Genomic DNA, 22,108 nt, shown 5'->3' with positions numbered 1-22,108 from the left:
CCGATGCAAATTCAGACTTTGTGACAATTAATAAAAAGCGCTCGCTGTCCAGTGGGCTAAGCCATGGGGGTGTCTTTCATACACCTGCAAGGAAAGCCTTATGCGCACAGGGATGGTGGCGCTTGCGCTGGGGCTGTTGACCCTGCGCTTTCTGCCGGAATTACCGCCGGTCTGGTTGCTGCTGGTCATGCCGGTGCTGGGGTTGATGCTGCTGCCGTTTCGCACCTATCCGCTGGCGTTGTTTCTGTTAGGGCTGACGTGGGCCTGTGTGTCGGCCAAGTCCGCGCTGGATGATCGGCTGCCCGCGCGCCTCGATGGCCAGACCTTGTGGCTGGAGGGCAGGGTGGTTGGCCTGCCGGGCGCGGTGGACGGCGTGGTGCGGTTTCAGATCGACAGCCCGCAGTCCCGGCGTACGGCGCTGCCGCAACGCATCCGTGTCGCCTGGTACAACGGCCCTGCGGTGGGTTCAGGCGAGCGCTGGCGGCTGGCGGTCAAGCTCAAGCGTCCGGCGGGCCTGGTCAATCCGGGTGCGTTCGACTACGAGGCCTGGCTGCTGGCGCAGCGTGTGGGCGCAACCGGGACGGTGATCGACGGGCAGTTGCTTCAGGCGGCTGCTCCTTCATGGCGCGATGGCGTTCGTCAGCGCTTGCTGGCGGTTGACGCACAGGGGCGTGAAGGCGCGCTGGCGGCACTGGTGCTGGGGGACGATTCCGGGCTGAGCGCCGCCGACTGGAAAGCCTTGCAGGACACCGGCACGGTTCACCTGCTGGTAATTTCCGGCACCCACATCGGGCTGCTGGCCGGATTGCTCTATGCACTGATAGCGGGCCTCGCACGCCTGGGCCTGTGGCCGCGCTTTGTGCCGTGGCTGCCCTCGGCGTGCGGCCTGGCGTTCGGCGGGGCGCTGGCCTATGGCCTGCTGGCGGGTTTCGAGGTGCCGGTGCAGCGCGCCTGCGTGATGCTCGGGCTGGTGCTATTGTGGCGGCTGCGCTTCCGGCATCTGGGCATGACCTGGCCTTTTCTGATCGCCTTGAATCTGGTGTTGATCGCCGAACCGCTAAGCAGCCTGCGACCGGGGCTGTGGCTTTCGTTCGCGGCGGTGGCGATCCTCATGCTGATTTTCAGTGGTCGCCTGGGCGCCTGGAGCTGGCTGCAAAGCTGGTCGCGGGCACAGTGGCTGATTGCCCTGGGGTTACTGCCTGCGTTGCTGGCGTTGAATCTTCCGGTGAGCCTGAGCGGTCCACTGGTCAACCTGATGGCAGTGCCCTGGGTCAGTGTTTTCATTCTGCCGCTGGCGCTGTTCGGCACACTTCTTCTCGGGCTTGAGCCGATTGGCCAGGGATTGCTCTGGCTGGCAGGCGGCTCGATGGAGTGGCTCTTCGCGTTTCTGGGCTGGGCGGCGGACCTGCAGCCTGCCTGGACCGGTCCGGCCGTACCGCCTTGGGTCTGGCCGCTGAGCCTGCTGGGCGCGTTCCTGCTGTTGCTGCCCAGAGGCTTGCCAATGCGCCCGCTGGGTTGGCCCATGTTGCTGCTGTGTGTGTTCGCCCCGCAGAAGAGCCTGGCGCCCGGCCGCGTCGAGGTGATGCAGCTGGACGTTGGGCAGGGCCTGGCAATCCTGCTGCGCACCAAGGGGCACAGCTTGCTGTATGACGCGGGGCCCAGGGTCGGGGATGTCGATATCGGCGAGCGGGTGGTGCTTCCCGCGATCCGCCGGGCGGCAGTCAGGCAACTGGACATGATGCTCCTCAGTCATGCCCATCTGGACCACATCGGCGGTGCCCAGGCCATCGTGCGCGCACTGCCGGTGACCAGAGTCCTGGCCGGTGACCATCAGCGCATGCCCCGCTCACTGCGCGGCGACGCCTGCCGGGATGGCGAGACATGGACCTGGGACGAAGTGACGTTCACCACCTGGGTCTGGAGTCAGGCGAAAGAGAGCAACCCTGCATCCTGCGTGCTGCGGGTCGAAGCCAACGGCGAACGGCTGCTGCTGACCGGGGACATCGATGCGCACGCCGAACGCGCCATGCTGGCCCAGGGGTTTGATGTCAGGGCCGACTGGCTGCAATCGCCCCATCACGGCAGCCGCAGTTCTTCGTCCCAGGCGTTCCTGCGGGCCGTGGCGCCTCGCGCTGTGTTGATTTCCCGTGGACGCAACAACACCTTTGGTCATCCACACCCGCTGGTGATGGCGCGCTATCAGCGACTGGGCATGCAGATTCACGACAGTGCCGAGCTGGGTGCCATCACCTTGCAATTAGGCGAGTTTGCCGATGCCCAGGCCGAGCGTAGGACGCGTCACTTCTGGCGTGAATGAAATGGCTGGTTTTTCGTCGCCGGGTTCGGTGAGGCTGCGACGCTATGTTAGAGTACCGCCACTTTTTTTCAGGGGGTGGTCGCTGTGTGGGAGCTGGTCAAATCTGGTGGCTGGATGATGCTACCGATCATTTTGAGTTCCATCGCCGCCGTCGGGATCATCATCGAGCGCCTGTGGACCCTGCGTGCCAGCCGCATTACGCCACCGCATCTGCTCGGTCAGGTGTGGCGCTGGATCCAGGACAAACAACTGAGCAGCGACAAGCTCAAGGAGCTGCGCGCCGACTCGCCGCTGGGTGAAATCCTGGCGGCAGGCCTGGCCAACTCCCGGCATGGTCGCGAGATCATGAAGGAGTGCATCGAGGAAGCCGCCGCCCGGGTCATTCATGATCTGGAGCGCTACCTGGCAACCCTGGGCACCATCGCCGCGATGGCGCCGCTGCTGGGGCTGCTGGGCACCGTGCTCGGCATGATCGACATCTTCAGTTCGTTCACCGCCACCGGCATGACCGGCAACGCAGGCATGCTCGCCGGCGGTATCGCCAAGGCGCTGATCTGCACCGCGTCGGGCCTGACCGTGGCGATTCCTGCGATCTTCTTCCATCGTTACCTGCAAAACCGGGTCGATGAGCTGGTCGTCGGCATGGAGCAGGAAGCCATCAAGCTGGTGGAAGTGGTGCAGGGCGACCGTGACGTCGACCTGACCGACGCCCAGCCAGACCTCAAGGCCGCAGCCCGTGGCGAGGGTCGCAAGAAGTGAAATTCCGCCGTCGCAAACCCCGGGAGACCATCGACATCAACCTGGTGTCGCTGATCGACGTGGTGTTCATCCTGCTGCTGTTCTTCGTGGTCACCACCACCTTCACCCGTGAGACACAGTTGCGCGTGGATCTGCCCCAGGCCGTGACCGGCGCCTCGGCCGATGATGTCGACAAGAAACACGTCGACATCACCATCAATGCCGATGGCGTCTATTCGGTGAATAACACCCTGTTGGCCGACAGCAAGCTGGACACGCTGATCGATGCCCTGCAGAAGGAATCCGGGGGCGACACCAGCCTGCCGCTTTCCATCAGCGCCGACGGCAAGACCCCGCACCAGGCGGTCATCACCGCCATGGACGCTGCCGGGAAAATGGGCTTCGCCCATCTGCGCATGACCACTGTCGAGGCCGCCTCGGGTAACTGATGGCACTGACCGACCGCTTGCTCGATGCCTGGTACAACGGCCATCCGGCCCTGGCCTTGCTGCGTCCGCTGGAATGCCTGTATCGCCGGGTGGTCAACGGCAAGCGTGCGCGGTTCGTGGCGGGGCAGGGCGACATCTACAAGGCGCCGGTACCGGTGATCGTGGTGGGCAACATCACGGTGGGCGGCACGGGCAAGACGCCGCTGATCCTGTGGATGATCGATTACTGCCGCCGTCGCGGGTTGCGGGTTGGCGTGGTCAGCCGTGGCTACGGTGCCAGGCCGCCGAGCCTGCCGTGGCGGGTATTGGCGCAGCACAGCGCCGATCAGGTCGGGGACGAGCCGCTGCTGATCGTCAAGCGCACCGGCGTGCCGCTGATGATCGACCCGGATCGCGCACAAGCGGTCCGTGGCCTGCTGGCACAGGAGCCGCTGGACCTGATCCTCACCGACGACGGCCTGCAGCATTATCGCCTGGCCCGGGACCTTGAACTGGTGCTGATCGACGCCGCCCGTGGCCTGGGCAATCGCCGCTGCCTGCCTGCTGGTCCCTTGCGTGAGCCGGTGGAGCGTCTGCAGAGCGTCGATGCGCTGCTGTACAACGGCGCCAGCGAGGACCGCGACGATGGCTACGCCTTCAAGCTGCAGCCGTCGGCACTGGTCAACCTGCTGACCGGCGAGCGCCAGCCTGTGGACTATTTCCCGGCCGGCCAGGCGCTGCACGCGGTGGCCGGTATCGGTAACCCGCAGCGTTTCTTCAACACCCTCGAAGGGCTACACTGGCGGCCTGTTCCTCATGCATTCGCCGATCATGCCGTTTTCAGCCCGCAGGCGCTGGCGTTCACGCCGTACCTGCCGTTGGTCATGACCGAAAAAGACGCCGTGAAGTGTTCATCCTTCGCGGCGGCCAACTGGTGGTACCTGGCGGTAGAGGCCGTGCCCTCCGCAGCGTTCGTCAGTTGGTTCGATTCCCAGTTAAACCGCCTTCTTCCATGACTCGTTCAGGATCTCCTATGGACACCAAATTGCTCGACATCCTCGCCTGCCCGGTCTGCAAGGGTCCGCTCAAGCTCAGCGCCGACAAGACCGAGCTCATCAGCAAGGGCGCAGGCCTTGCGTTCCCGATCCGCGACGGCATTCCAGTCATGCTGGAAAGCGAAGCCCGCACCCTGACCACCGACGAGCGCCTGGACAAATGACCGCAGCGTTTACCGTTGTCATCCCGGCGCGTTACGGCTCCAGCCGTTTCCCCGGCAAGCCGCTGAAAACCATCGCCGGCAAGCCGATGATCCAGCACGTCTGGGAACAGGCGCGCAAGAGCAGCGCCCAGCGCGTGGTGGTAGCCACCGACGATCAGCGCATCGTCGAGGCCTGCCAGGCATTCGGCGCCGAGGTCCTGATGACCCGCGACGACCACAATTCCGGCACCGATCGCCTGGCTGAAGTGGCTTCGCTGCTGGGGCTGGCCAACGATGCCATCGTGGTCAACGTTCAGGGCGACGAGCCTATGATCCCGCCTGCAGTGATCGACCAGGTCGCTGATAACCTGGCGGCGCACACCGAGGCGCGCATGTCGACCCTGGCCGAGCCTATCGATGACGTGGCCGCGCTGTTCAATCCCAACGTGGTCAAGGTCAGTTCCGACCTCAACGGCCTGGCCCTGACCTTCAGCCGCGCGCCGCTGCCATGGGCGCGTGATGCCCTGGCCAAGAGCCGCGACGAATTGCCTGAAGGCGTGCCGTACCGTCGTCACATCGGCATCTATGCCTACCGCGCCGGTTTCCTGCATGACTTCGTCAGTTGGGGCCCGTGCTGGCTGGAAAACACCGAGAACCTGGAGCAGCTGCGCGCCTTGTGGCACGGCGTGCGTATCCACGTTGCCGACGCGCTGGAAGCACCGCCCGCCGGTGTGGACACTGCCGAGGATCTGGAACGCGTGCGCCGTCTGCTGGAGGTTTGATGTTGCACGTGCAATCGGATGTTTCTCTCAAGCCGTTCAACACCTTTGGCGTTGAGGTCAAGGCGCGCTGGTTCGTCGAAGCTCACAACGACAGCGATGTGCGTGATGCGCTGGCCTGGGCCTCTGAAAAGAACGTCGAAGTGCTGGTGGTCGGCGGCGGCAGCAACCTGCTGCTGACCGGCGACATCGATGCGCTGGTGCTGCGCATGGCCAGCCGCGGGATTCGCATCACCCACGAAGACTGTGGAGGGGCGATTGTCGAGGCCGAGGCAGGCGAACCCTGGCATCCCTTCGTGCAGGATATGCTGGCGCGCGGATTGTCGGGGCTTGAAAACCTCAGCCTGATTCCCGGCACGGTCGGCGCTGCACCGATGCAGAACATCGGCGCTTATGGCGTCGAGATCAAGGATGTTTTCCACAGCTTGGTCGCGCTGGACCGTCAGACTGGCGAGTTGCGCGAGTTTGCGTTGCAGGACTGCGCCTTTGGCTATCGCGACAGCGTGTTCAAGCATCAGGTGGGGCGCTGGCTGATTCTGCGGGTCCGGTTCAAGCTGAGCTTTGCTGCGACGCTGCATCTGGATTACGGCCCGGTGCGCCAGCGTCTGCAGGAGCAGGGCATCGAGCAGCCGACGCCGATCCACGTAAGCCGTGCGATCTGCGCAATTCGCAGCGAGAAGTTGCCGGATCCCGCCGTGCTGGGCAATGCCGGCAGTTTCTTCAAGAATCCTGTGGTTCCTGCTGAACTGGCGGGGCGCATCAAGCAGGAACATCCGGGGCTGGTGGCTTATCCACAGGCCGACGGGCAAGTGAAGCTTGCTGCTGGCTGGCTCATCGAGCAAGCCGGCTGGAAGGGCTTTCGCGAGGGGGATGCCGGTGTTCACGCCTTGCAGTCGCTGGTACTGGTGAACTACGGCGCTGCCACCGGGCTTGAGTTATTGAAGCTGGCGCAGCGCATCCAGGCCGATATTCTTGAACGCTTTGGTGTTTCGCTGGAAATGGAGCCTAACCTCTACTGAGGTTGGGCGTTCAGGCCCGGCTTTTGCTTTTACGACCTCATCGGCCATCCATGAGTAAGCGCCATGAACCAGACCCTGTGCGCCATCGTCCTTGCCGCCGGGCAGGGCAGCCGCTATCGGCAGGTGGCCGGCGAGCATCGCAACAAGCTCCTTGCGCAATGCACGGGGCGTGATGGCGTCGAGCGCTGCGTCCTGGAGCATGTGCTGTTCAATCTGAGCGCAACGGTCGACAAGATCGTGTTGCTGACCCGTCCCGATTATTCCTGTGTGGCAGAGATCGGCCTGCGCCATGGCTGTGAGGTGGTGGTGCTGGATTCGTCAGGCATGGGCGACAGCATCGCTGCTGCGGTAGCGGCGCAGCCGAACCATCGCGGTTGGCTCATCGCCCTGGGCGACATGCCATTCATTCATCCGGATACCCTCGAAAAGGTGGCTGCCTCTCTGGAACCGGGGGCGATCAGTGTGCCTGTCCATGATGGGCGGTACGGGCACCCCGTGGGGTTTGGTCGAGAGTTTGGGCCTGCATTGATGGGGCTAGCCGGGGAGAAGGGCGCCAGACGCCTGTTCGAGGCCGCCAGGGTAATCGAGCTTGAGGTGAATGACCCAGGTGCGCTGTGGGATGTGGACGTGCCTTCGGCGCTGGTGTTCAGAGAAAGGCCTTGACGCACACTTCGTAGGAGCGCGCTTGCCCGCGCTTGGCCGTGCAGGCGATGAAGATGTGTGGATGTGCCCGCGACAGGGCCGTTTCCGGCGATGCAGATGTATCGGATGTACTCCGCGGGTGTAGGAGCGCGCTTGCCCGCGACGGGGCCGTGTCCGGCGATGAAGATGTGTCGGATGTGCCGTCGTCATCGCGGGCAAGCGCGCTCTTACAGGGTGGTGGTGTTCGTTCGTCTGGTGCAGATCCTGTAGGAGTGAGCTTGCTCGCGATTGGGCGGGTCAGACGATGGTGGATTGGCGGATGTGCCACCAAATCCCAGGCATAAAAAAGCCCCGGCTGCTTGCGCAGGCGGGGCTTTTTTTACCTGGAGATTACACGAGCGGTTTGTGCTCTTTGTTTTCTTCCAGTTCTTCACCGTTTTCAGTCACGACTTCCCGCGCTGGCTCGAAAGCTGGCGCAGGTGCTGCGGCTGCAGCGGCCTCCGCTTCTTTCTGCAGGCGTTCTGCTTCCAGGCGGCGACGGCGGACTTCACGAGGATCGTTCGGTGCGCGACCCGAGCTTGCCATCGGCAGCGCAGGCTTTTCCTCGACCGGAGCCGGAGCCGGCTCGACCGCAGCAGGGGCTGCGACGATTTCCGGTGCGGCCAGTTCAACCGGTGCAGGTGCCGGAGCCACAGGCTCGGCGACCACTGGCTGTTCTACCACTGGCTTCTCGACAACCGGCTGCTCAACCACTGGCTCGGCGGCTTTCGGCGCTTCGACAGGGGCTGCTGCAACAGGGGCCTCGACGACCGGAGCCGGTGCCGGAGCAACAGGCGCTGGGGCGACAGCTTCAACCGCTGGCGCTTCAACATCAGCAGGGGCTTCGACCTGTTCGGCTTCAGCGGCGGCTTTCACCTGGCGCTCGAACGGGCTGAGGCTGGCGTCGAACTGTGCCACTGCAACTTCCGGCAGGATCGAACGCTTGGCCGGTGCTGCTGGAGCCTCGACAACTTCCTGCTGAACCACTTCGGTTTCAACGACAGTCGCTTCGACAGCGGCAGTCGCACGCTCAGCCTGACGATTCGCATCGGCTTCGGCTGGGGCGCTGATCACGCTTTCTGCAACGGCGGCAGTCACGGCCAGGCCTGCGGCGATTTCCGCGCCGGTGCCTTCGCTGCGTACGGTTGCGTTCGCGGCGGACGGTTCCTGTTCGCCTTCGTTGCCTTCGCCGTTCTCGATCACGTCACCGTTGGCGTCACGCTGACGCTCACGGCGGTTGCTGCGACGACGCTGGCCACGGGAGCGACGACGAGGACGATCGCCTTCGGCGGCTTCCTGGTTGTCATCCTGCAGCTCTTCGCTGTTCGGCAATGCTTCGTCTTCGGCTGCTACAGCGGCCTGTTCGGCGCGTGGCTGGCGTTCTTCACGCGGTGGACGTGGCTGACGCTCTTCACGCGGGGCGCGCTCAGGGCGTTCTTCACGTGGCACGTTGACGGCAGGAGCGGCGTCCAGCGGCTCGCGCAGTTCACGCACGCGCTCTTCACGCGGCTTGCGCTCACGCGGTGCACGCTCTTCACGAGGGGCACGCGGTGCGCGTTCTTCACGCGGTGCGCTGTCTTCGCGGGCTTCACGTGGCTCGCGAGGAGCACGTTCTTCACGCGGGGCACGTTCCTCGCGCGGTGCACGCTCTTCACGAGGTGCACGCTCTTCGCGTGGGGCGCGTTCTTCACGCTCGGCACGCGGCGCACGTTCTTCACGCGGCTTGCGCTCTTCATCGCGGCGGCCGTTACGGCTGCGGCTCTGCTGGCGACCGTTGCGGCGCTCTTCGTTGCGCGCAGGACGCTCGGCAACCGGTTTCTCGACCACGGCAGCCGGTGCGACAGGCTCTTCCTTGGTGGCGAACAGGCTCACCAGGGATTTCACCAGGCCCTTGAACAGGCTTGGCTCGTGAGCGACCGGAGCAGGGGCCACCGGTGCTGCGACTTCGGTCGGGACCGGAGCGTTGGCACGGGCAGGTGCGGTCTTGACTGCTGCTTCCTGGCGAACCAGGGTGCGGGTGGCTGCGGTCGGCTGGACTTCTTCCACTTCGGCGGCAGCGGCTGCGATCTCGTAGCTCGATTGCAGGCTGTGGGCTTCAGGGCTGTCGTCACGCAGGCGCTGCACTTCGAAGTGCGGCGTTTCCAGGTGATCGTTCGGCAGGATGACGATGCGCGCACGGGTACGCAGTTCGATCTTGGTGATCGAGTTGCGTTTCTCGTTGAGCAGGAACGCGGCGACCGGGATCGGCACCTGGGCGCGTACTTCGGCAGTGCGGTCCTTCAGGGCTTCTTCTTCGATCAGGCGCAGGATCGCCAGCGACAGCGACTCGACGTCGCGGATGATGCCGGTGCCGTTGCAACGCGGGCAGACGATGCCGCTGCTTTCGCCCAGGGATGGACGCAGGCGCTGACGGGACATTTCCAGCAGGCCGAAGCGCGAGATGCGGCCAACCTGAACGCGGGCGCGGTCGGCTTCCAGGCTTTCGCGGACTTTCTCTTCCACGGCGCGCTGGAAGGCGGTTTCGATCTGGCTTTCGATCTGGAAGCGGTTGAACAGCGGAACGCTGTCTTCGTACAGCTTGATCTTGCTGGCGTACTGCGGCATCACCTGGCGGATGAAGGTCAGGGCTTCTTCCTGGGCTTCGACGCTGTCGATCAGGACTTCACCGATGTCCTGGCGCAGGTAGTCGCGGATGGCGCGGATGATGACGTTGCTTTCCTGGTAGATCAGGAACGGCGCGGCGCGATCCTGGGACGCTTCCTTGATGGCGGTCCACAGTTGCAGCAGGTAATCGAGGTCCCACTGCATTTCTTCGCTGCTGCGGCCAAGGCCGGCAGTGCGCACGATCAGGCCCATGTCGGCAGGGGCGATCAGGCCGTTCAGCGCTTCACGCAGTTCGTTGCGCTCTTCGCCTTCGATGCGGCGCGAGATGCCGCCGGCACGCGGGTTGTTGGGCATCAGCACCAGGTAACGACCGGCCAGGCTGATGAAGGTGGTCAGGGCGGCGCCCTTGTTGCCACGTTCTTCTTTCTCGACCTGAACGATGACTTCCTGGCCTTCGCTCAGGACGTCCTTGATGTTGACGCGGCCTTCAACGGACTTCTTGAAGTATTCGCGGGAGATTTCCTTCAGCGGCAGGAAGCCGTGACGCTCGGAGCCGAAGTCGACGAAAGCCGCTTCCAGGCTCGGCTCGATGCGCGTGATCCGGCCTTTGTAGATGTTGGCCTTCTTCTGTTCGCGGGCCCCGGATTCGATGTCCAGGTCGTATAGGCGCTGGCCGTCTACCAGCGCAACACGCAACTCTTCGGGTTGAGTTGCGTTAATCAGCATTCTTTTCATGTAGTACCGTCGGTTTCCGGGCTGCCGGAAACGGCGTTCGGCACACACGACTTCTCACGGTCGGTGTCAGGGCACGTCAGGAGTGCTTGAACACTCCAGTGTCTAACGATGTTCGGCCAGCGGGGCCGGAGTCGCGACGACGTTTCCTGCTTGCTGTGGTGACAAATGACACCCTGTCAGCAAAAGCTTTGTCAGGAGGAGGAATCAACCATCGGTAGCGGACGGGGTTAAGCGTCTTGATAAAGCCTTGTGCTACACAGTCCGACGGTTGTGCGTCTCCACCCCACACGTATCCCTGATAATTCGGGTGCTGCCGCGCGCTGAATCCGCAGCGGGTTTGCATTTACGCGAGCTTCGATGGGAAGTTCGCGCCTCATGGCTCAAATTAAGGCGTGGTTTGCGAAACGTTCGCCCGGATCGATCACCAGCGACTGCACTTTGTGAACTGCCCTGGAACGTGGGCCTCGATGGCGAGTGATTGACTCTGCGATCGGACTTGGTTCAGGCCTCATGTCACCTGCGCCTGTTACGCCTGCTGACCTTCCGTTGTCACCGAAAGTCCCGTGGGACGGCCTCGCGCCCCTGTGAATTGCGTTGGTCAGGGCCGGCTGTTTTGCCGTTGGTCCGCTGTCCAGGCCGCTTTTGGCGGCGTTCGCGACTATAGCAGCAATCATTAAGTGCTTCAAATCCATAAAAAATTGTTATGATTTGCGGCATGACGAATTCTACTCCTCCAACCCCCGGCGTTCAGCTGGTAGAGGTTGCCCCGGAACTTGCCGGTCAACGCATCGATAATTTTCTGATCACGTACCTCAAGGGCGTTCCCAAGACCTTGATTTACCGCATATTGCGCAAGGGCGAAGTGCGAGTGAACAAGGGTCGGATCAAGCCGGAGTACAAGCTTCAGGCGGGCGATATCGTGCGCGTTCCACCCGTTCGAGTGCCTGAGCGCGACGAACCTGTGCCTGTCGCCCAGGCTTTGCTGCAGCGCCTGGAAGCGGCCATCATCCACGAAGACAAGGGGCTGATTGTCCTCAACAAGCCCGCTGGCATCGCGGTTCATGGCGGCAGCGGCCTGAGTTTCGGCGTGATCGAAGCCTTTCGTCAGTTGCGTCCCGACGCCAAGGAGTTGGAGCTGGTCCATCGCCTTGACCGGGACACCTCGGGCCTGCTGATGATCGCCAAAAAGCGCAGCATGCTGCGGCATTTGCACGAGCAGTTGCGCGGTGACGGCGTCGACAAGCGCTACATGGCGCTGGTGCGCGGCAACTGGCCGACCTCGCAGAAGCAGGTCCGCGCGCCGTTGCTCAAGAGCAACCTGCGTTCGGGCGAGCGCATGGTCGAGGTCAACGACGAAGGCAAGGAGGCGCTGACCCTGTTCAAGGTGCTGCGCCGCTTCGGCGATTTCGCGACCATGGTCGAGGCCCGTCCGATTACCGGGCGCACCCACCAGATTCGCGTGCACGCCCTGCATGCCGGGCACAGCATTGCCGGGGACAGCAAGTACGGCGACGAAGATTTCACCAAGGAAATTCGTGATCTGGGCGGCAAGCGTCTGTTCCTGCATGCTTACGCTCTGACCGTGCCGCTGCCCGATGGCAGCAAGCTCGAATTGACAGCCCCTGTCGATGACATGTGGGCCAGTACCGTGGAGCGATTGCTGAGTGCGCCGTGATTACGATCTGCTGATTTTCGACTGGGACGGCACGCTGTCCGATTCCATTGGCCGGATTGTCGTCGCCATGCGCGAAGCCGCCGGGCTTGCCGGGCGGCCGGTGCGTGATGATTTCGCCATCAAGGGCATCATCGGCCTCGGCTTGCCGGAGGCGATCCGCACCCTCTACCCGGATATCACCACCAACGACCTGATCGATTTTCGCCAGCACTACGCCGATTGCTACATGGCGATGGATGTCGAGCCGTCGAAGCTGTTCGACGGTGTGCTTGAATCCCTGGAAGCGTTCCGCGCCGAGGGCTATCGCATGGCCGTCGCGACCGGCAAGGCCCGCCGCGGACTGGACCGGGTGCTCAAGGCCCATGGCTGGCTGGATTATTTCGATGCCACCCGCGCGGCGGATGAAACTGCCAGCAAGCCCGACCCTCTGATGCTCAATGAAATCATGGCGCATTGCGCGGTGCCCCCTGAGCGCTCGCTGATGGTGGGCGATGCGTCGTTCGACCTGATGATGGCGCGCAATGCGGGCATGGATTCGGTCGCGGTCGGTTACGGCGCCCAGGCGCTGGACTCCCTGCGCCAGTACGAGCCGCGTCTGGCCATCGAACATTTTTCCGAATTGCGCACCTGGTTGGGTGCGCGGACTGCCTAATCTCTGTTGTCGGGGTAATTGATCTATGTCGGACGAATGGAAATCACCGTCTTCGCAAGAACGCGACGATACCGGTGACGCAAAAAGCTGGAAGCTTTTGGAGAAGACCCTGCTGGCGGGCGTGCAGGAGCAGCGCCGCTCCCGTCGCTGGGGGATTTTCTTCAAATCCCTGACCTTTGTTTATCTGTTTGTTGCGCTGGCGATCTTTTCGCCGCTGATGGACCTGGGCAAGGGTGCGTCACGCAAGACCAGCCACACTGCGCTGATCGAAGTGAAAGGCATGATCGCCGACACCGAGCCTGCGAGTGCGGACAACATCGTCGGCAGCCTGCGCGCGGCCTTCGATGACGAGAAAACCAAGGGCGTGATCCTGCGCATCAACAGCCCGGGCGGCAGTCCGGTGCAGTCGGGTTACATCTACGATGAAATCCGCCGTCTGCGCGCCAAGAAGCCGGAGATCAAGGTCTATGCGGTGATCACCGACCTGGGTGCATCCGGTGCGTACTACATCGCCAGCGCCGCCGACCAGATTTATGCCGACAAGGCCAGTCTGGTGGGCTCCATCGGCGTGACTGCTGCCAGTTTCGGTTTCGTCGGGACCATGGACAAGCTGGGCGTGGATCGTCGCGTCTACACCTCGGGCGAGCACAAGGCGTTTCTTGACCCGTTCCAGCCGCAGAAGCCTGATGAGACGGCATTCTGGCAGGGCGTGCTGGATACCACTCATAAGCAGTTCATTGCCAGCGTGAAGGCTGGGCGTGGTGATCGGCTGAAGGACAAGGACCACCCTGAACTGTTCTCGGGCCTGGTCTGGACTGGTGAGCAGGCAGTCGGCCTGGGGTTGGTGGACGGGTTGGGCAGTGCCAGTTATGTGGCGCGCGACGTGATCGGCGAGAAAGAGATGGTCGATTACACCGTGCAGGAATCGCCGTTTGATCGTTTCTCCAAGAAGCTGGGTTCCAGCGTGGCGGAGAAGATTGCGATGTGGGCAGGTTTCAACGGGCCGTCGTTGCGTTGATCGATGCGTTATAAAAAGAACCCGGCCATTGGTCGGGTTTTTTGTGTGTCCGAGAATGTCCCCGCCGGCAAGCCGTGCTGCTACGGGGAGCGCGGTGAGGCTTCGTAGCAGCACGGCTTGCCGGCGGGAGCGGTCTTGAGGGTGTCGCTGGGTCAGGGGATCTCGACCCCCTCGGCCAGCAACATATCCACCAGCCTTATTAAAGGCAGGCCGATCAGGCTGGTGGCGTCCGGGCCTTCGGTGCTGCGGAACAGGCTCACCCCCAGGCCTTCGGCCTTGAAGCTCCCTGCACAGTCATACGGCTGCTCGGCATTGAGGTAGCGCGCGATGCGGTCGGTGTCCAGCTCGCGCATGTGCACGGTAAACGCCACGCAATCGACCTGGCACTGCCCGGTCTGGCTGTTATACAGCGCAAGGCCGGTCAGGAAGCTCACACTCTTGCCGCTGCTTGCACTCAGTTGCTCCAGCGCGCGTTCAAAGGTGTGAGGCTTGCCGAGAATCTGCTCGCCCAGCACGGCCACCTGGTCGGAGCCAATGATAAGATGGCCCGCAAATCGCCCTGCCAGCGCCTGCGCTTTCTCGCAAGCCAGGCGCTTGACCAGTTCGATGGCAGACTCGCCCGGACGATGGCTTTCGTCGATGTCAGGCGATGCGCAGACGAACGGTAGGCGCAGGCGTTCGAGCAATTCCCGGCGATAGGGCGAGCTTGAGGCAAGGAGCAGAGGCAGCATGGGGTTCTCCGAAACATGAAAGTCGAGTGTAATCAGCAGGTCAGGTTGCGAACAGCCCTGAATTTCCTTTGACAGTCGCAGGGCTCGTCCCTAGAATGCTGCGCCTATGTTGAATGACCCGATTCCACCTCACGTTGACCCGCGCAAATTGGCTGATCGCGGCACTACCCTTCAAGGGGAGTTGCTGCTGGCCGATTTGGAGAGACTCTGCGACCCGCTTGCTGACAATCTCGGTACAGTGCAGGCGAAATTCGTTTTTGAACGAGACGAGCGACGCTCTGTGGTTATCCACAGTGACATCGACGTCGAAGTCAAAATGGTTTGCCAGCGTTGTCTTGAGCTGGTCACCCTGCCGATCCACAGCGAATGCAGTTACGCCGTGGTGAAGGAGGGTGCAAATACCCAGTCGTTGCCGAAAGGCTATGACGTGCTGGAACTCGGCGAAGATCCATTGGATCTGAAGGCGCTAATCGAGGAGGAGCTTCTGCTCGCCTTGCCTATCGTGCCTGTTCATGATCCGAAAGAATGCCAGCAGCCGGCGGGCGCCGATGAGCCCGAACCGAGCGTGGACGAGGTAACGCGGTCCAACCCGTTCAGTGTATTGGCGCAGTTAAAGCGTGACCCAAACGTTTAGGAGTTAATCAATTATGGCTGTTCAGCAGAACAAAAAATCCCGCTCTGCCCGTGACATGCGCCGTTCGCACGACGCGCTCGAGGCTAGCACCCTGTCCGTGGAAAAGACCACTGGTGAAGTTCACCTGCGTCACCACGTATCGCCAGAAGGCGTATACCGTGGTCGTAAAGTGATCGACAAGGGCGCTGACGAGTAATTTCTTGTCCGCTCCGGTCATCGCGATCGACGCAATGGGCGGGGACTTCGGTCCCCGCAACATTGTTCAGGCCAGCATTGCCTGCCTGCTCGCACACCCCTCGCTTCACCTGACCCTCGTCGGTCACGCCTCCCTTCTTGAAGAGCTCATCGCCCACCACTCTGGTGTCGATCGTTCACGCCTGCACGTCGTCCATGCCAGCGAAGTGATCACGATGGATGACCGTCCGTCCCTGGCCCTGCGCGGCAAGCCGGATTCGTCCATGCGCGTGGCGCTGCGGCTGTTGGCCGAAGGTCACGTCAAGGCGTGCGTGAGTGCGGGAAACACCGGCGCATTGATGGCGCTCTCCCGCTTCGTGCTCAAGACGTTGCCCGGCATCGACCGCCCGGCGATGGTGGCGGCGATCCCGACGCAGACCGGTTACTGCCAGTTGCTGGACCTGGGGGCGAACGTCGATTGCAGCGCAGAGAACCTCTATCAGTTCGCCGTGATGGGCTCGGTGGCCGCCGAAGCGCTGGGAGTGCCGCGACCAAGGGTCGCACTGCTCAACGTCGGCACCGAAGACATCAAGGGCAACCAGCAGGTCAAGCTGGCCGCAAGCCTGTTGCAGGCGGCGCCGGGGCTGAACTATGTGGGCTTCGTCGAAGGTGACGGGCTGTACCGTGGCGAGGCCGATGTGGTGGTGTGCGACGGATTCGTCGGCAACATCCTGCTCAAATCGAGCGAGGGCCTGGCGACCATGATCGGTGAGAGAATCGAAACATTGTTCCGCCAGAATGTGCTCTCCAGGGCGGTAGGCGCGCTGGCGATGCCGTTGCTCAAGCGTCTCAAGGCGGATCTTGCGCCTGCGCGGCACAATGGCGCGAGCCTGCTGGGCCTGCAGGGGATCGTGGTCAAGAGCCATGGCTCGGCGGGCGTGCAGGGGTTCCAGAGCGCCATCGAGCGGGCGCTGATCGAGATTCAGGAAAACCTTCCACAGCGCCTTCATGGGCGTCTGGAAGAGTTGCTGTAGCCCGTCTTGCGCTAATATGTGACGCCTGTGACTGCTCAGTCATCCAACTGACCAGTTGCAACACATTGAATTTACTCACATTCGGTTCGTTCGGGTGTGTTTTTGACGACAATAATCAGGGGCTTGTTCATGTCTGCTTCCGTCGCATTCGTTTTTCCGGGCCAAGGCTCGCAGTCCCTCGGCATGCTCGCCGAGCTGGGCGCGCAGTACCCGCTGGTGCTGGATACGTTCAAAGAAGCCTCCGATGCCTTGGGCTACGACCTCTGGGCGCTGACCCAGCAGGGTCCGGAAGAAAACCTCAACCAGACCGACAAAACCCAGCCCGCCATCCTGACCGCCTCCATCGCCCTGTGGCGCCTGTGGCTGGCTGAAGGTGGCGCGCGTCCGGCGTTCGTCGCCGGTCACAGCCTGGGCGAATACAGCGCGCTGGTTGCCGCTGGCAGCCTCTCGCTGGGCGATGCGGTCAAACTGGTGGAGCGCCGCGGTCAACTGATGCAGGAAGCCGTGCCGGCCGGGCAGGGCGGCATGGCGGCCATCCTGGGTCTTGAAGACGCCGACGTGATCGCCGCCTGCGCCGAAGCTGCGCAGGGTGAAGTGGTCAGCGCCGTGAACTTCAACTCCCCGGGCCAGGTCGTGATCGCCGGTGCCAGAGCGGCGGTCGATCGCGCCATTGAACTGTGCAAGGCCAAGGGCGCCAAGCGCGCACTGCCGCTGCCTGTCAGCGTGCCGTCGCACTGTGAGCTGATGCGTCCGGCTGCCGAGCGTTTTGCTGAATCGGTCGCTGCCATCGACTGGCAGACGCCGCAGATCCCGCTGGTGCAGAACGTCACGGCCAGCGTGCCGGCCGATCTGGACACGCTGAAAACCGATTTGCTGCAACAACTCTACAAGCCGGTTCGCTGGGTCGAATCGGTTCAGGCGCTGGCTGCCAAAGGTGCCTTGCAACTGGTCGAGTGCGGCCCGGGCAAGGTGCTGGCAGGTCTGAACAAGCGTTGCGCCGATGGCGTCAACACCTACAACCTCAATACACCGGACGCTTTCGCCGCCACCCGCGCGGCGCTGGCCTGATTAGGGAGACGCTCACATGAGTCAGGGTAAAGTTGCACTGGTCACCGGCGCGAGCCGTGGCATTGGCCGGGCTATCGCTCTGGAATTGGGTCGTGCCGGTCTGACTGTCGTGGGTACCGCGACGTCCGAAGCCGGTGCCGAGAAGATCACCGCCTATTTCAAGGAAAACGGCGTCGAAGGCTTCGGCCTGGCGCTGGACGTGGGCAGTGACGAGTCGGTCAGCGCCGTGCTGGCACAGATCACCGAGCGCGTTGGTGCGCCGTTGATCCTGGTCAACAACGCCGGCATCACCCGTGACAACCTGATGATGCGCATGAAGGATGACGAGTGGCATGACGTCATCAACACCAACCTGAACAGCCTGTATCGCCTGTCCAAGGGCGTTCTGCGCGGCATGACCAAGGCGCGTTGGGGCCGTATCATCAGCATTGGCTCGGTGGTGGGTGCCATGGGCAACGCAGGTCAAGTAAACTACGCCGCCGCGAAAGCGGGCCTTGAAGGTTTCAGCCGCGCACTGGCGCGTGAAGTCGGCTCGCGGGCAGTGACCGTGAACTCGGTGACCCCGGGCTTTATCGATACCGATATGACCCGCGAGCTGCCTGAGGCACAACGTGATTCCCTGACGGCCCAGATTCCTCTGGGTCGACTGGGGCAGGCAGAAGAGATCGCGCATGTGGTCGCTTTTCTTGCCTCGGAAGGTGCAGGCTACGTTACCGGGGCTACAATCCCCGTGAACGGCGGCATGTACATGTGACTTCCCGTATCGAAAAAATGTCATACGGGCTGTCTAAAATCCGTTATAAAGCTGAAATCTATTAATGGGTTGAGGGTCGATGGGCGTAGCGGGAATTGCGTTGAGCTTGAAAAGCGCAAAACCTCTTCTATACACTTACCCACCGGCCAGCTGCCCGAATTTGTCCACTAGGAGTTAAAACACGGTATGAGCACCATCGAAGAGCGCGTCAAGAAAATCGTTGCCGAACAACTTGGCGTCAAGGAAGAGGAAGTGGTCAACACTGCTTCTTTCGTTGAAGACCTGGGTGCCGACTCCCTTGACACCGTTGAGCTGGTAATGGCTCTGGAAGAGGAATTCGAGACCGAAATCCCAGACGAAGAAGCCGAGAAGATCACCACTGTTCAAGCTGCTATCGATTACGTCACTAGCCACCAGGCTTAAGACTTTTTAATCGTCGCTTGCTGTCATGGGAAAACCGCACTGCCTCAGGCGTGCGGTTTTTTCTTTAAGCAGGGCAGCGTTTCGTCAATAGAAATAAGGAGAGTCCTGTGTCGCGTAGACGCGTCGTGGTCACCGGTATGGGTATGCTGACGCCATTGGGCAACGATGTGCCCAGCACCTGGCAAGGCATTCTGGCCGGCCAGAGTGGCATTGGCCCCATCGAACACACGGACCTTTCGGCTTACACGACCCGCTTTGGCGGCTCGGTCAAGGGATTCAAGGTCGAGGAATATCTGTCGCCCAAAGAGGCGCGCCGTCTTGATCTCTTCATCCAGTACGGTCTGGCTGCCAGCTTTCAGGCAGTGCGCAATGCCGGTATTGAAATCACTGATGCCAACCGTGAGCGCGTCGGCGTTGCCATGGGTTCGGGTATCGGTGGTCTGACCAATATCGAGAACACTGCCCGCCTGATGCAGGATCAGGGGCCTGGCAAGATCTCCCCGTTCTTCGTACCGGGTTCGATCATCAACATGATTTCCGGCTTCCTGTCGATCCATCTGGGCGCACAGGGGCCTAACTACGCCATTGCCACGGCGTGCACCACCAGCACCCATTGCATCGGCATGGCAGCACGCAACATCGCCTACGACGAAGCCGACGTGATGATCGCCGGCGGCGCCGAAATGGCTGCCTGCGGCCTGGGCATGGGCGGCTTTGGCGCCTCGCGCGCACTGTCGACCCGCAACGATGAGCCGGCCCGTGCCAGCCGTCCGTGGGACAAGGGCCGTGATGGCTTCGTGCTGTCCGATGGTGCCGGTGCGCTGGTGCTCGAAGAGCTCGAGCACGCCAAGGCGCGCGGTGCGACCATCTATGCCGAGATCATCGGCTTTGGCATGAGCGGCGACGCGTTCCACATGACCTCGCCTCCCGAAGATGGCGCAGGTGCCGCACGCTGCATCACCAACGCCCTCCGTGACGCGAAGATCAGCCCTGAGCAGGTGCAGTACATCAACGCTCATGGCACTTCGACTCCAGCCGGTGACCTGGCTGAAGTCAACGCGATCAAGTCGGTGTTCGGCGAGCACGCCTACAAGCTGGCCGTCAGTTCGACCAAGTCCATGACCGGCCACCTGCTGGGTGCGGCGGGCGCGATCGAAGCGATCTTCAGCGTGCTGGCGATCAACGGCCAGGTGGCGCCTCCGACCATCAACCTGGACGAGCCGGGCGAGGGTTGCGATCTGGACTTCGTGCCGCACGAACCGCGTCGCATGCCGATCGATATCGTCGTCTCCAACTCCTTCGGTTTTGGTGGCACCAACGGCTCGCTGGTGTTCCGCCGGTACGCCGAATGACGCTGTGCTGGATCGATGGCGCGCCCGGCGACTCGCTGTCCGTCAAGGATCGCGGGCTCGCCTACGGTGATGGCCTGTTCGAGACCATTCTGGTCAAGGCTGGCCAGCCATTGCTTTTCGAGCGTCACCTGCAGCGCCTGGCGCTGGGCGGGCGACGCCTGGCGCTGGGCCTCGATCTTGCCTTGATCGAGAGCGAGTGCCAGGGGTTCGCCGCGCAGTTGGTCGAAGGGGTGATGAAGCTGATCGTCACCCGTGGCGATGGCGTGCGCGGTTATGCGCCTGCCATCGATGCCCGACCGCGCCGTATCCTGCAAGGCAGCCCGCTGCCTGCTTACCCTGCGGCGCACGCGGAGCAGGGCATCAAGTTGTTTCCCTGCCGGACGCGGCTCGCCGAACAGCCTCTGCTGGCCGGGCTCAAGCACCTCAACCGGCTGGAGCAGGTCATCGCCCGCAGCGAGTGGAGCGATACCGAGCACGCCGAGGGCCTGATGCGCGACACTACCGGGCGCATCATCGAAGGCGTGTACAGCAACCTGTTTCTGGTCAAGGGCGGCGTATTGCTCACCCCGGACCTGAGCCGTTGCGGTGTGGCCGGAGTCATGCGTGGCGAACTGCTGGCGCAGGCCGAGCAGATCAACCTGCCGGCGCGGGCACTGGACCTGCAACTGTCCGATCTGCAAAAGGCCGACGAAGTCTTTGTCTGCAATAGCGTCTATGGCATCTGGCCTGTTCGCCGATTCGAGCAACACAACTGGCCGCTCGGGCCTGTCACCCGTAAACTGCAAAACCTTGTTCGCGGGCTTCTGGATATCTGATTCGTGATCCGAAAATTATTCGTCTTGCTGGAAACAGGTGTGGTTCTGGCGGGGCTGTTACTGGGTCTGGCCTACTGGCAGCAGAACAACGCGCTGCAGCAACCCCTGAAACTGACTCAAGAGCAACTGCTCGATGTGCAATCCGGCGCGTCGCCTACCGGCGTGCTCAATCGCCTGCAAGCCGAAGGCGTCATCAAGGACGCCTTCTGGCTGCGTCTGTACTGGCGCTTCAACCTGTCCGGCCAGGCGCTGCACAGCGGTGAATACCGCATGACCCCCGGGATGGATGCGCGGTCCCTGCTGGGCCTGTGGGAGCGCGGCGAGGTGGTGCAGTACAGCCTGACGCTGGTCGAAGGCTGGAATTTCCGTCAGGTTCGCGCGGCGCTGGGCAAGCAGCCCAAGCTTGAACAGACCCTGGCTAACCTGAGCGACAGCGAGCTGATGGCAAAAATCGGCCATCCCAACGTTTTCCCGGAAGGCCGGTTCTTTCCTGACACCTACCGTTACACCCGTGGCATGACCGACGCCGAACTGCTTAAGCAAGCCTACAACCGCCTGGACGATGTCCTTCAGGAAGAGTGGGAAAAGCGCGGAGCCGACGTGCCCTATGTCGACCCGTATCAAGCGCTGATCATGGCCTCGCTGGTGGAAAAGGAAACCGGCGTGCCGCAGGAGCGTGGGCAGATCGCCGGGGTTTTCGTACGCCGCTTGCAACTGGGCATGCTGCTGCAGACCGACCCGACCGTCATCTACGGCCTGGGTGAGCGCTACAACGGCAAGATCACCCGCGCATTCCTCAAGGAAGCGACGCCCTACAACACCTACGTCATTTCCGGCCTGCCGCCGACCCCGATTGCCATGGTGGGGCGCGAAGCGATTCACGCGGCGATGAACCCGGTGCCTGGCAACAGCCTGTATTTCGTGGCCCGTGGCGATGGCAGCCACGTATTCTCGGCTGATCTGGACGCGCACAACGCAGCGGTGAAGGAATTCCAGCTCAAACGCCGCGCCGACTACCGCTCAAGCCCTGCACCGATGACGGCGCCGACGACAGCGCCTGCGCCTGCTGTCGAGGCTGCCCAGCCGCCTGAGGCAATCCCGGAAAAGCCGGCAGAAGCCCCGATTCCGGCGCCTGAGGCCTCGGTGCCGCAGATTCCCGAGTCTGAACCGGTGCCTGACACGAGCAAGCCAGAGAAGCCGGCGACCGAGACGCCGGACCCTGCGCCCGAAGCAACTGACAAGGCCGAAACGAAGGCCGGGCAGAGCCCGCAATGAATCT

Annotated in this window: 22 protein-coding genes; 20 read left to right on the top strand and 2 right to left on the bottom strand. The window is 62.6% G+C overall.

Annotated elements, in window-relative coordinates; translation table 11 throughout:
• The first annotated feature begins 100 nt into the window (after positions 1–100).
• The 8 genes from ACIPO9_RS02390 to ACIPO9_RS02355 all read left to right on the top strand — a co-directional run bounded on the left by ACIPO9_RS02390 (position 101) and on the right by ACIPO9_RS02355 (position 7,142).
• Positions 101–2,317, top strand: coding sequence for a DNA internalization-related competence protein ComEC/Rec2 (locus ACIPO9_RS02390; RefSeq protein WP_400778675.1), 2,217 nt, complete (start codon positions 101–103; stop codon positions 2,315–2,317).
• Positions 2,318–2,401: 84 nt separating this feature from the next.
• Positions 2,402–3,076 carry a MotA/TolQ/ExbB proton channel family protein gene (locus ACIPO9_RS02385; protein ID WP_274132217.1) on the top strand — a complete coding sequence of 225 codons (675 nt, stop codon included), beginning with the start codon at positions 2,402–2,404 and terminating at the stop codon, positions 3,074–3,076.
• Positions 3,073–3,504 carry an ExbD/TolR family protein gene (locus ACIPO9_RS02380; RefSeq protein WP_400604061.1) on the top strand — a complete coding sequence of 144 codons (432 nt, stop codon included), beginning with the start codon at positions 3,073–3,075 and terminating at the stop codon, positions 3,502–3,504. The genes ACIPO9_RS02385 and ACIPO9_RS02380 overlap by 4 nt, the downstream gene beginning before the upstream one ends.
• Complete coding sequence (gene lpxK, locus ACIPO9_RS02375; protein WP_400778672.1) at positions 3,504–4,499, top strand: tetraacyldisaccharide 4'-kinase; 996 nt, start codon at positions 3,504–3,506, stop codon at positions 4,497–4,499. The genes ACIPO9_RS02380 and lpxK overlap by 1 nt, the downstream gene beginning before the upstream one ends.
• Positions 4,500–4,516: 17 nt before the next feature.
• Complete coding sequence (locus tag ACIPO9_RS02370) at positions 4,517–4,702, top strand: Trm112 family protein (RefSeq protein ID WP_274132214.1); 186 nt, start codon at positions 4,517–4,519, stop codon at positions 4,700–4,702.
• On the top strand, positions 4,699–5,463 hold the full coding sequence (kdsB, locus tag ACIPO9_RS02365) for a 3-deoxy-manno-octulosonate cytidylyltransferase (protein WP_274132212.1): 765 nt from the start codon (positions 4,699–4,701) through the stop codon (positions 5,461–5,463). The genes ACIPO9_RS02370 and kdsB overlap by 4 nt, the downstream gene beginning before the upstream one ends.
• Positions 5,460–6,479: a UDP-N-acetylmuramate dehydrogenase gene (gene murB / locus ACIPO9_RS02360; RefSeq protein WP_400778669.1), complete on the top strand. Its 1,020-nt coding sequence runs from the start codon at positions 5,460–5,462 to the stop codon at positions 6,477–6,479. The genes kdsB and murB overlap by 4 nt, the downstream gene beginning before the upstream one ends.
• A 63-nt stretch (positions 6,480–6,542) precedes the next feature.
• Entirely contained in the window at positions 6,543–7,142 is a 600-nt protein-coding gene (locus ACIPO9_RS02355) for an NTP transferase domain-containing protein (protein ID WP_400778666.1), read from the top strand.
• Between the two features lie 369 nt (positions 7,143–7,511).
• On the opposite strand, the gene ACIPO9_RS02350 is transcribed toward ACIPO9_RS02355, so the two are convergent.
• Entirely contained in the window at positions 7,512–10,490 is a 2,979-nt protein-coding gene (locus ACIPO9_RS02350; RefSeq protein WP_400778663.1) for a ribonuclease E/G, read from the bottom strand.
• Between the two features lie 724 nt (positions 10,491–11,214).
• Between ACIPO9_RS02350 and rluC the strand changes: the two genes are divergently transcribed.
• From rluC to sppA, 3 genes are read left to right on the top strand one after another with little or no spacing between them, the layout of a single operon-like run.
• The gene (gene rluC, locus ACIPO9_RS02345) at positions 11,215–12,174 is read left to right on the top strand and encodes a 23S rRNA pseudouridine(955/2504/2580) synthase RluC (protein WP_274132206.1); all 960 of its coding nucleotides are present in this window, start codon (positions 11,215–11,217) and stop codon (positions 12,172–12,174) included.
• Positions 12,164–12,826 carry an HAD-IA family hydrolase gene (locus ACIPO9_RS02340; protein ID WP_400604049.1) on the top strand — a complete coding sequence of 221 codons (663 nt, stop codon included), beginning with the start codon at positions 12,164–12,166 and terminating at the stop codon, positions 12,824–12,826. Before rluC ends, ACIPO9_RS02340 begins: the two co-directional genes overlap by 11 nt.
• 25 nt (positions 12,827–12,851) lie before the next feature.
• A complete protein-coding gene (sppA, locus tag ACIPO9_RS02335) occupies positions 12,852–13,844 on the top strand; it encodes a signal peptide peptidase SppA (protein ID WP_274132203.1) in 993 nt (330 codons plus the stop codon).
• Between the two features lie 152 nt (positions 13,845–13,996).
• Here sppA and ACIPO9_RS02330 read toward each other — a convergent pair whose 3' ends face one another.
• Positions 13,997–14,575, bottom strand: a complete 579-nt coding sequence (locus tag ACIPO9_RS02330) for a Maf family protein (protein ID WP_400778660.1) — start codon at positions 14,573–14,575, stop codon at positions 13,997–13,999.
• A gap of 106 nt (positions 14,576–14,681) precedes the next feature.
• Between ACIPO9_RS02330 and ACIPO9_RS02325 the strand changes: the two genes are divergently transcribed.
• The 9 genes from ACIPO9_RS02325 (at position 14,682) to mltG (ending at position 22,104) form a co-directional block, all read left to right on the top strand.
• Positions 14,682–15,209, top strand: coding sequence for a YceD family protein (locus tag ACIPO9_RS02325; protein ID WP_274132199.1), 528 nt, complete (start codon positions 14,682–14,684; stop codon positions 15,207–15,209).
• Positions 15,210–15,222: 13 nt separating this feature from the next.
• Positions 15,223–15,405, top strand: a complete 183-nt coding sequence (rpmF, locus tag ACIPO9_RS02320) for a 50S ribosomal protein L32 (protein WP_003179396.1) — start codon at positions 15,223–15,225, stop codon at positions 15,403–15,405.
• Positions 15,406–15,409: 4 nt separating this feature from the next.
• Positions 15,410–16,417 (top strand): phosphate acyltransferase PlsX, encoded by a 1,008-nt coding sequence (plsX, locus tag ACIPO9_RS02315; RefSeq protein WP_400778658.1) that lies wholly within the window; start codon positions 15,410–15,412, stop codon positions 16,415–16,417.
• A gap of 129 nt (positions 16,418–16,546) precedes the next feature.
• Positions 16,547–17,485 (top strand): ACP S-malonyltransferase, encoded by a 939-nt coding sequence (gene fabD, locus ACIPO9_RS02310; RefSeq protein WP_400778655.1) that lies wholly within the window; start codon positions 16,547–16,549, stop codon positions 17,483–17,485.
• A gap of 16 nt (positions 17,486–17,501) precedes the next feature.
• A complete protein-coding gene (gene fabG, locus ACIPO9_RS02305) occupies positions 17,502–18,239 on the top strand; it encodes a 3-oxoacyl-ACP reductase FabG (protein WP_274132196.1) in 738 nt (245 codons plus the stop codon).
• Between the two features lie 186 nt (positions 18,240–18,425).
• On the top strand, positions 18,426–18,662 hold the full coding sequence (acpP, locus tag ACIPO9_RS02300; RefSeq protein WP_003175607.1) for an acyl carrier protein: 237 nt from the start codon (positions 18,426–18,428) through the stop codon (positions 18,660–18,662).
• 107 nt (positions 18,663–18,769) lie between these two features.
• Positions 18,770–20,014, top strand: a complete 1,245-nt coding sequence (gene fabF, locus ACIPO9_RS02295) for a beta-ketoacyl-ACP synthase II (protein WP_400778652.1) — start codon at positions 18,770–18,772, stop codon at positions 20,012–20,014.
• Complete coding sequence (gene pabC / locus ACIPO9_RS02290; protein WP_400604038.1) at positions 20,011–20,829, top strand: aminodeoxychorismate lyase; 819 nt, start codon at positions 20,011–20,013, stop codon at positions 20,827–20,829. Before fabF ends, pabC begins: the two co-directional genes overlap by 4 nt.
• Positions 20,830–20,832: 3 nt before the next feature.
• The gene (gene mltG / locus ACIPO9_RS02285; protein ID WP_400778649.1) at positions 20,833–22,104 is read left to right on the top strand and encodes an endolytic transglycosylase MltG; all 1,272 of its coding nucleotides are present in this window, start codon (positions 20,833–20,835) and stop codon (positions 22,102–22,104) included.
• Positions 22,105–22,108 lie beyond the last annotated feature (4 nt).

The sequence above is a fragment of the Pseudomonas sp. NPDC090203 genome (assembly GCF_044746765.1).
Classification (GTDB): domain Bacteria; phylum Pseudomonadota; class Gammaproteobacteria; order Pseudomonadales; family Pseudomonadaceae; genus Aquipseudomonas; species Aquipseudomonas putida_AD.
Note: the sequence above shows the minus strand (reverse complement) of the source record. Positions and strands in the feature narration are given on the sequence as shown.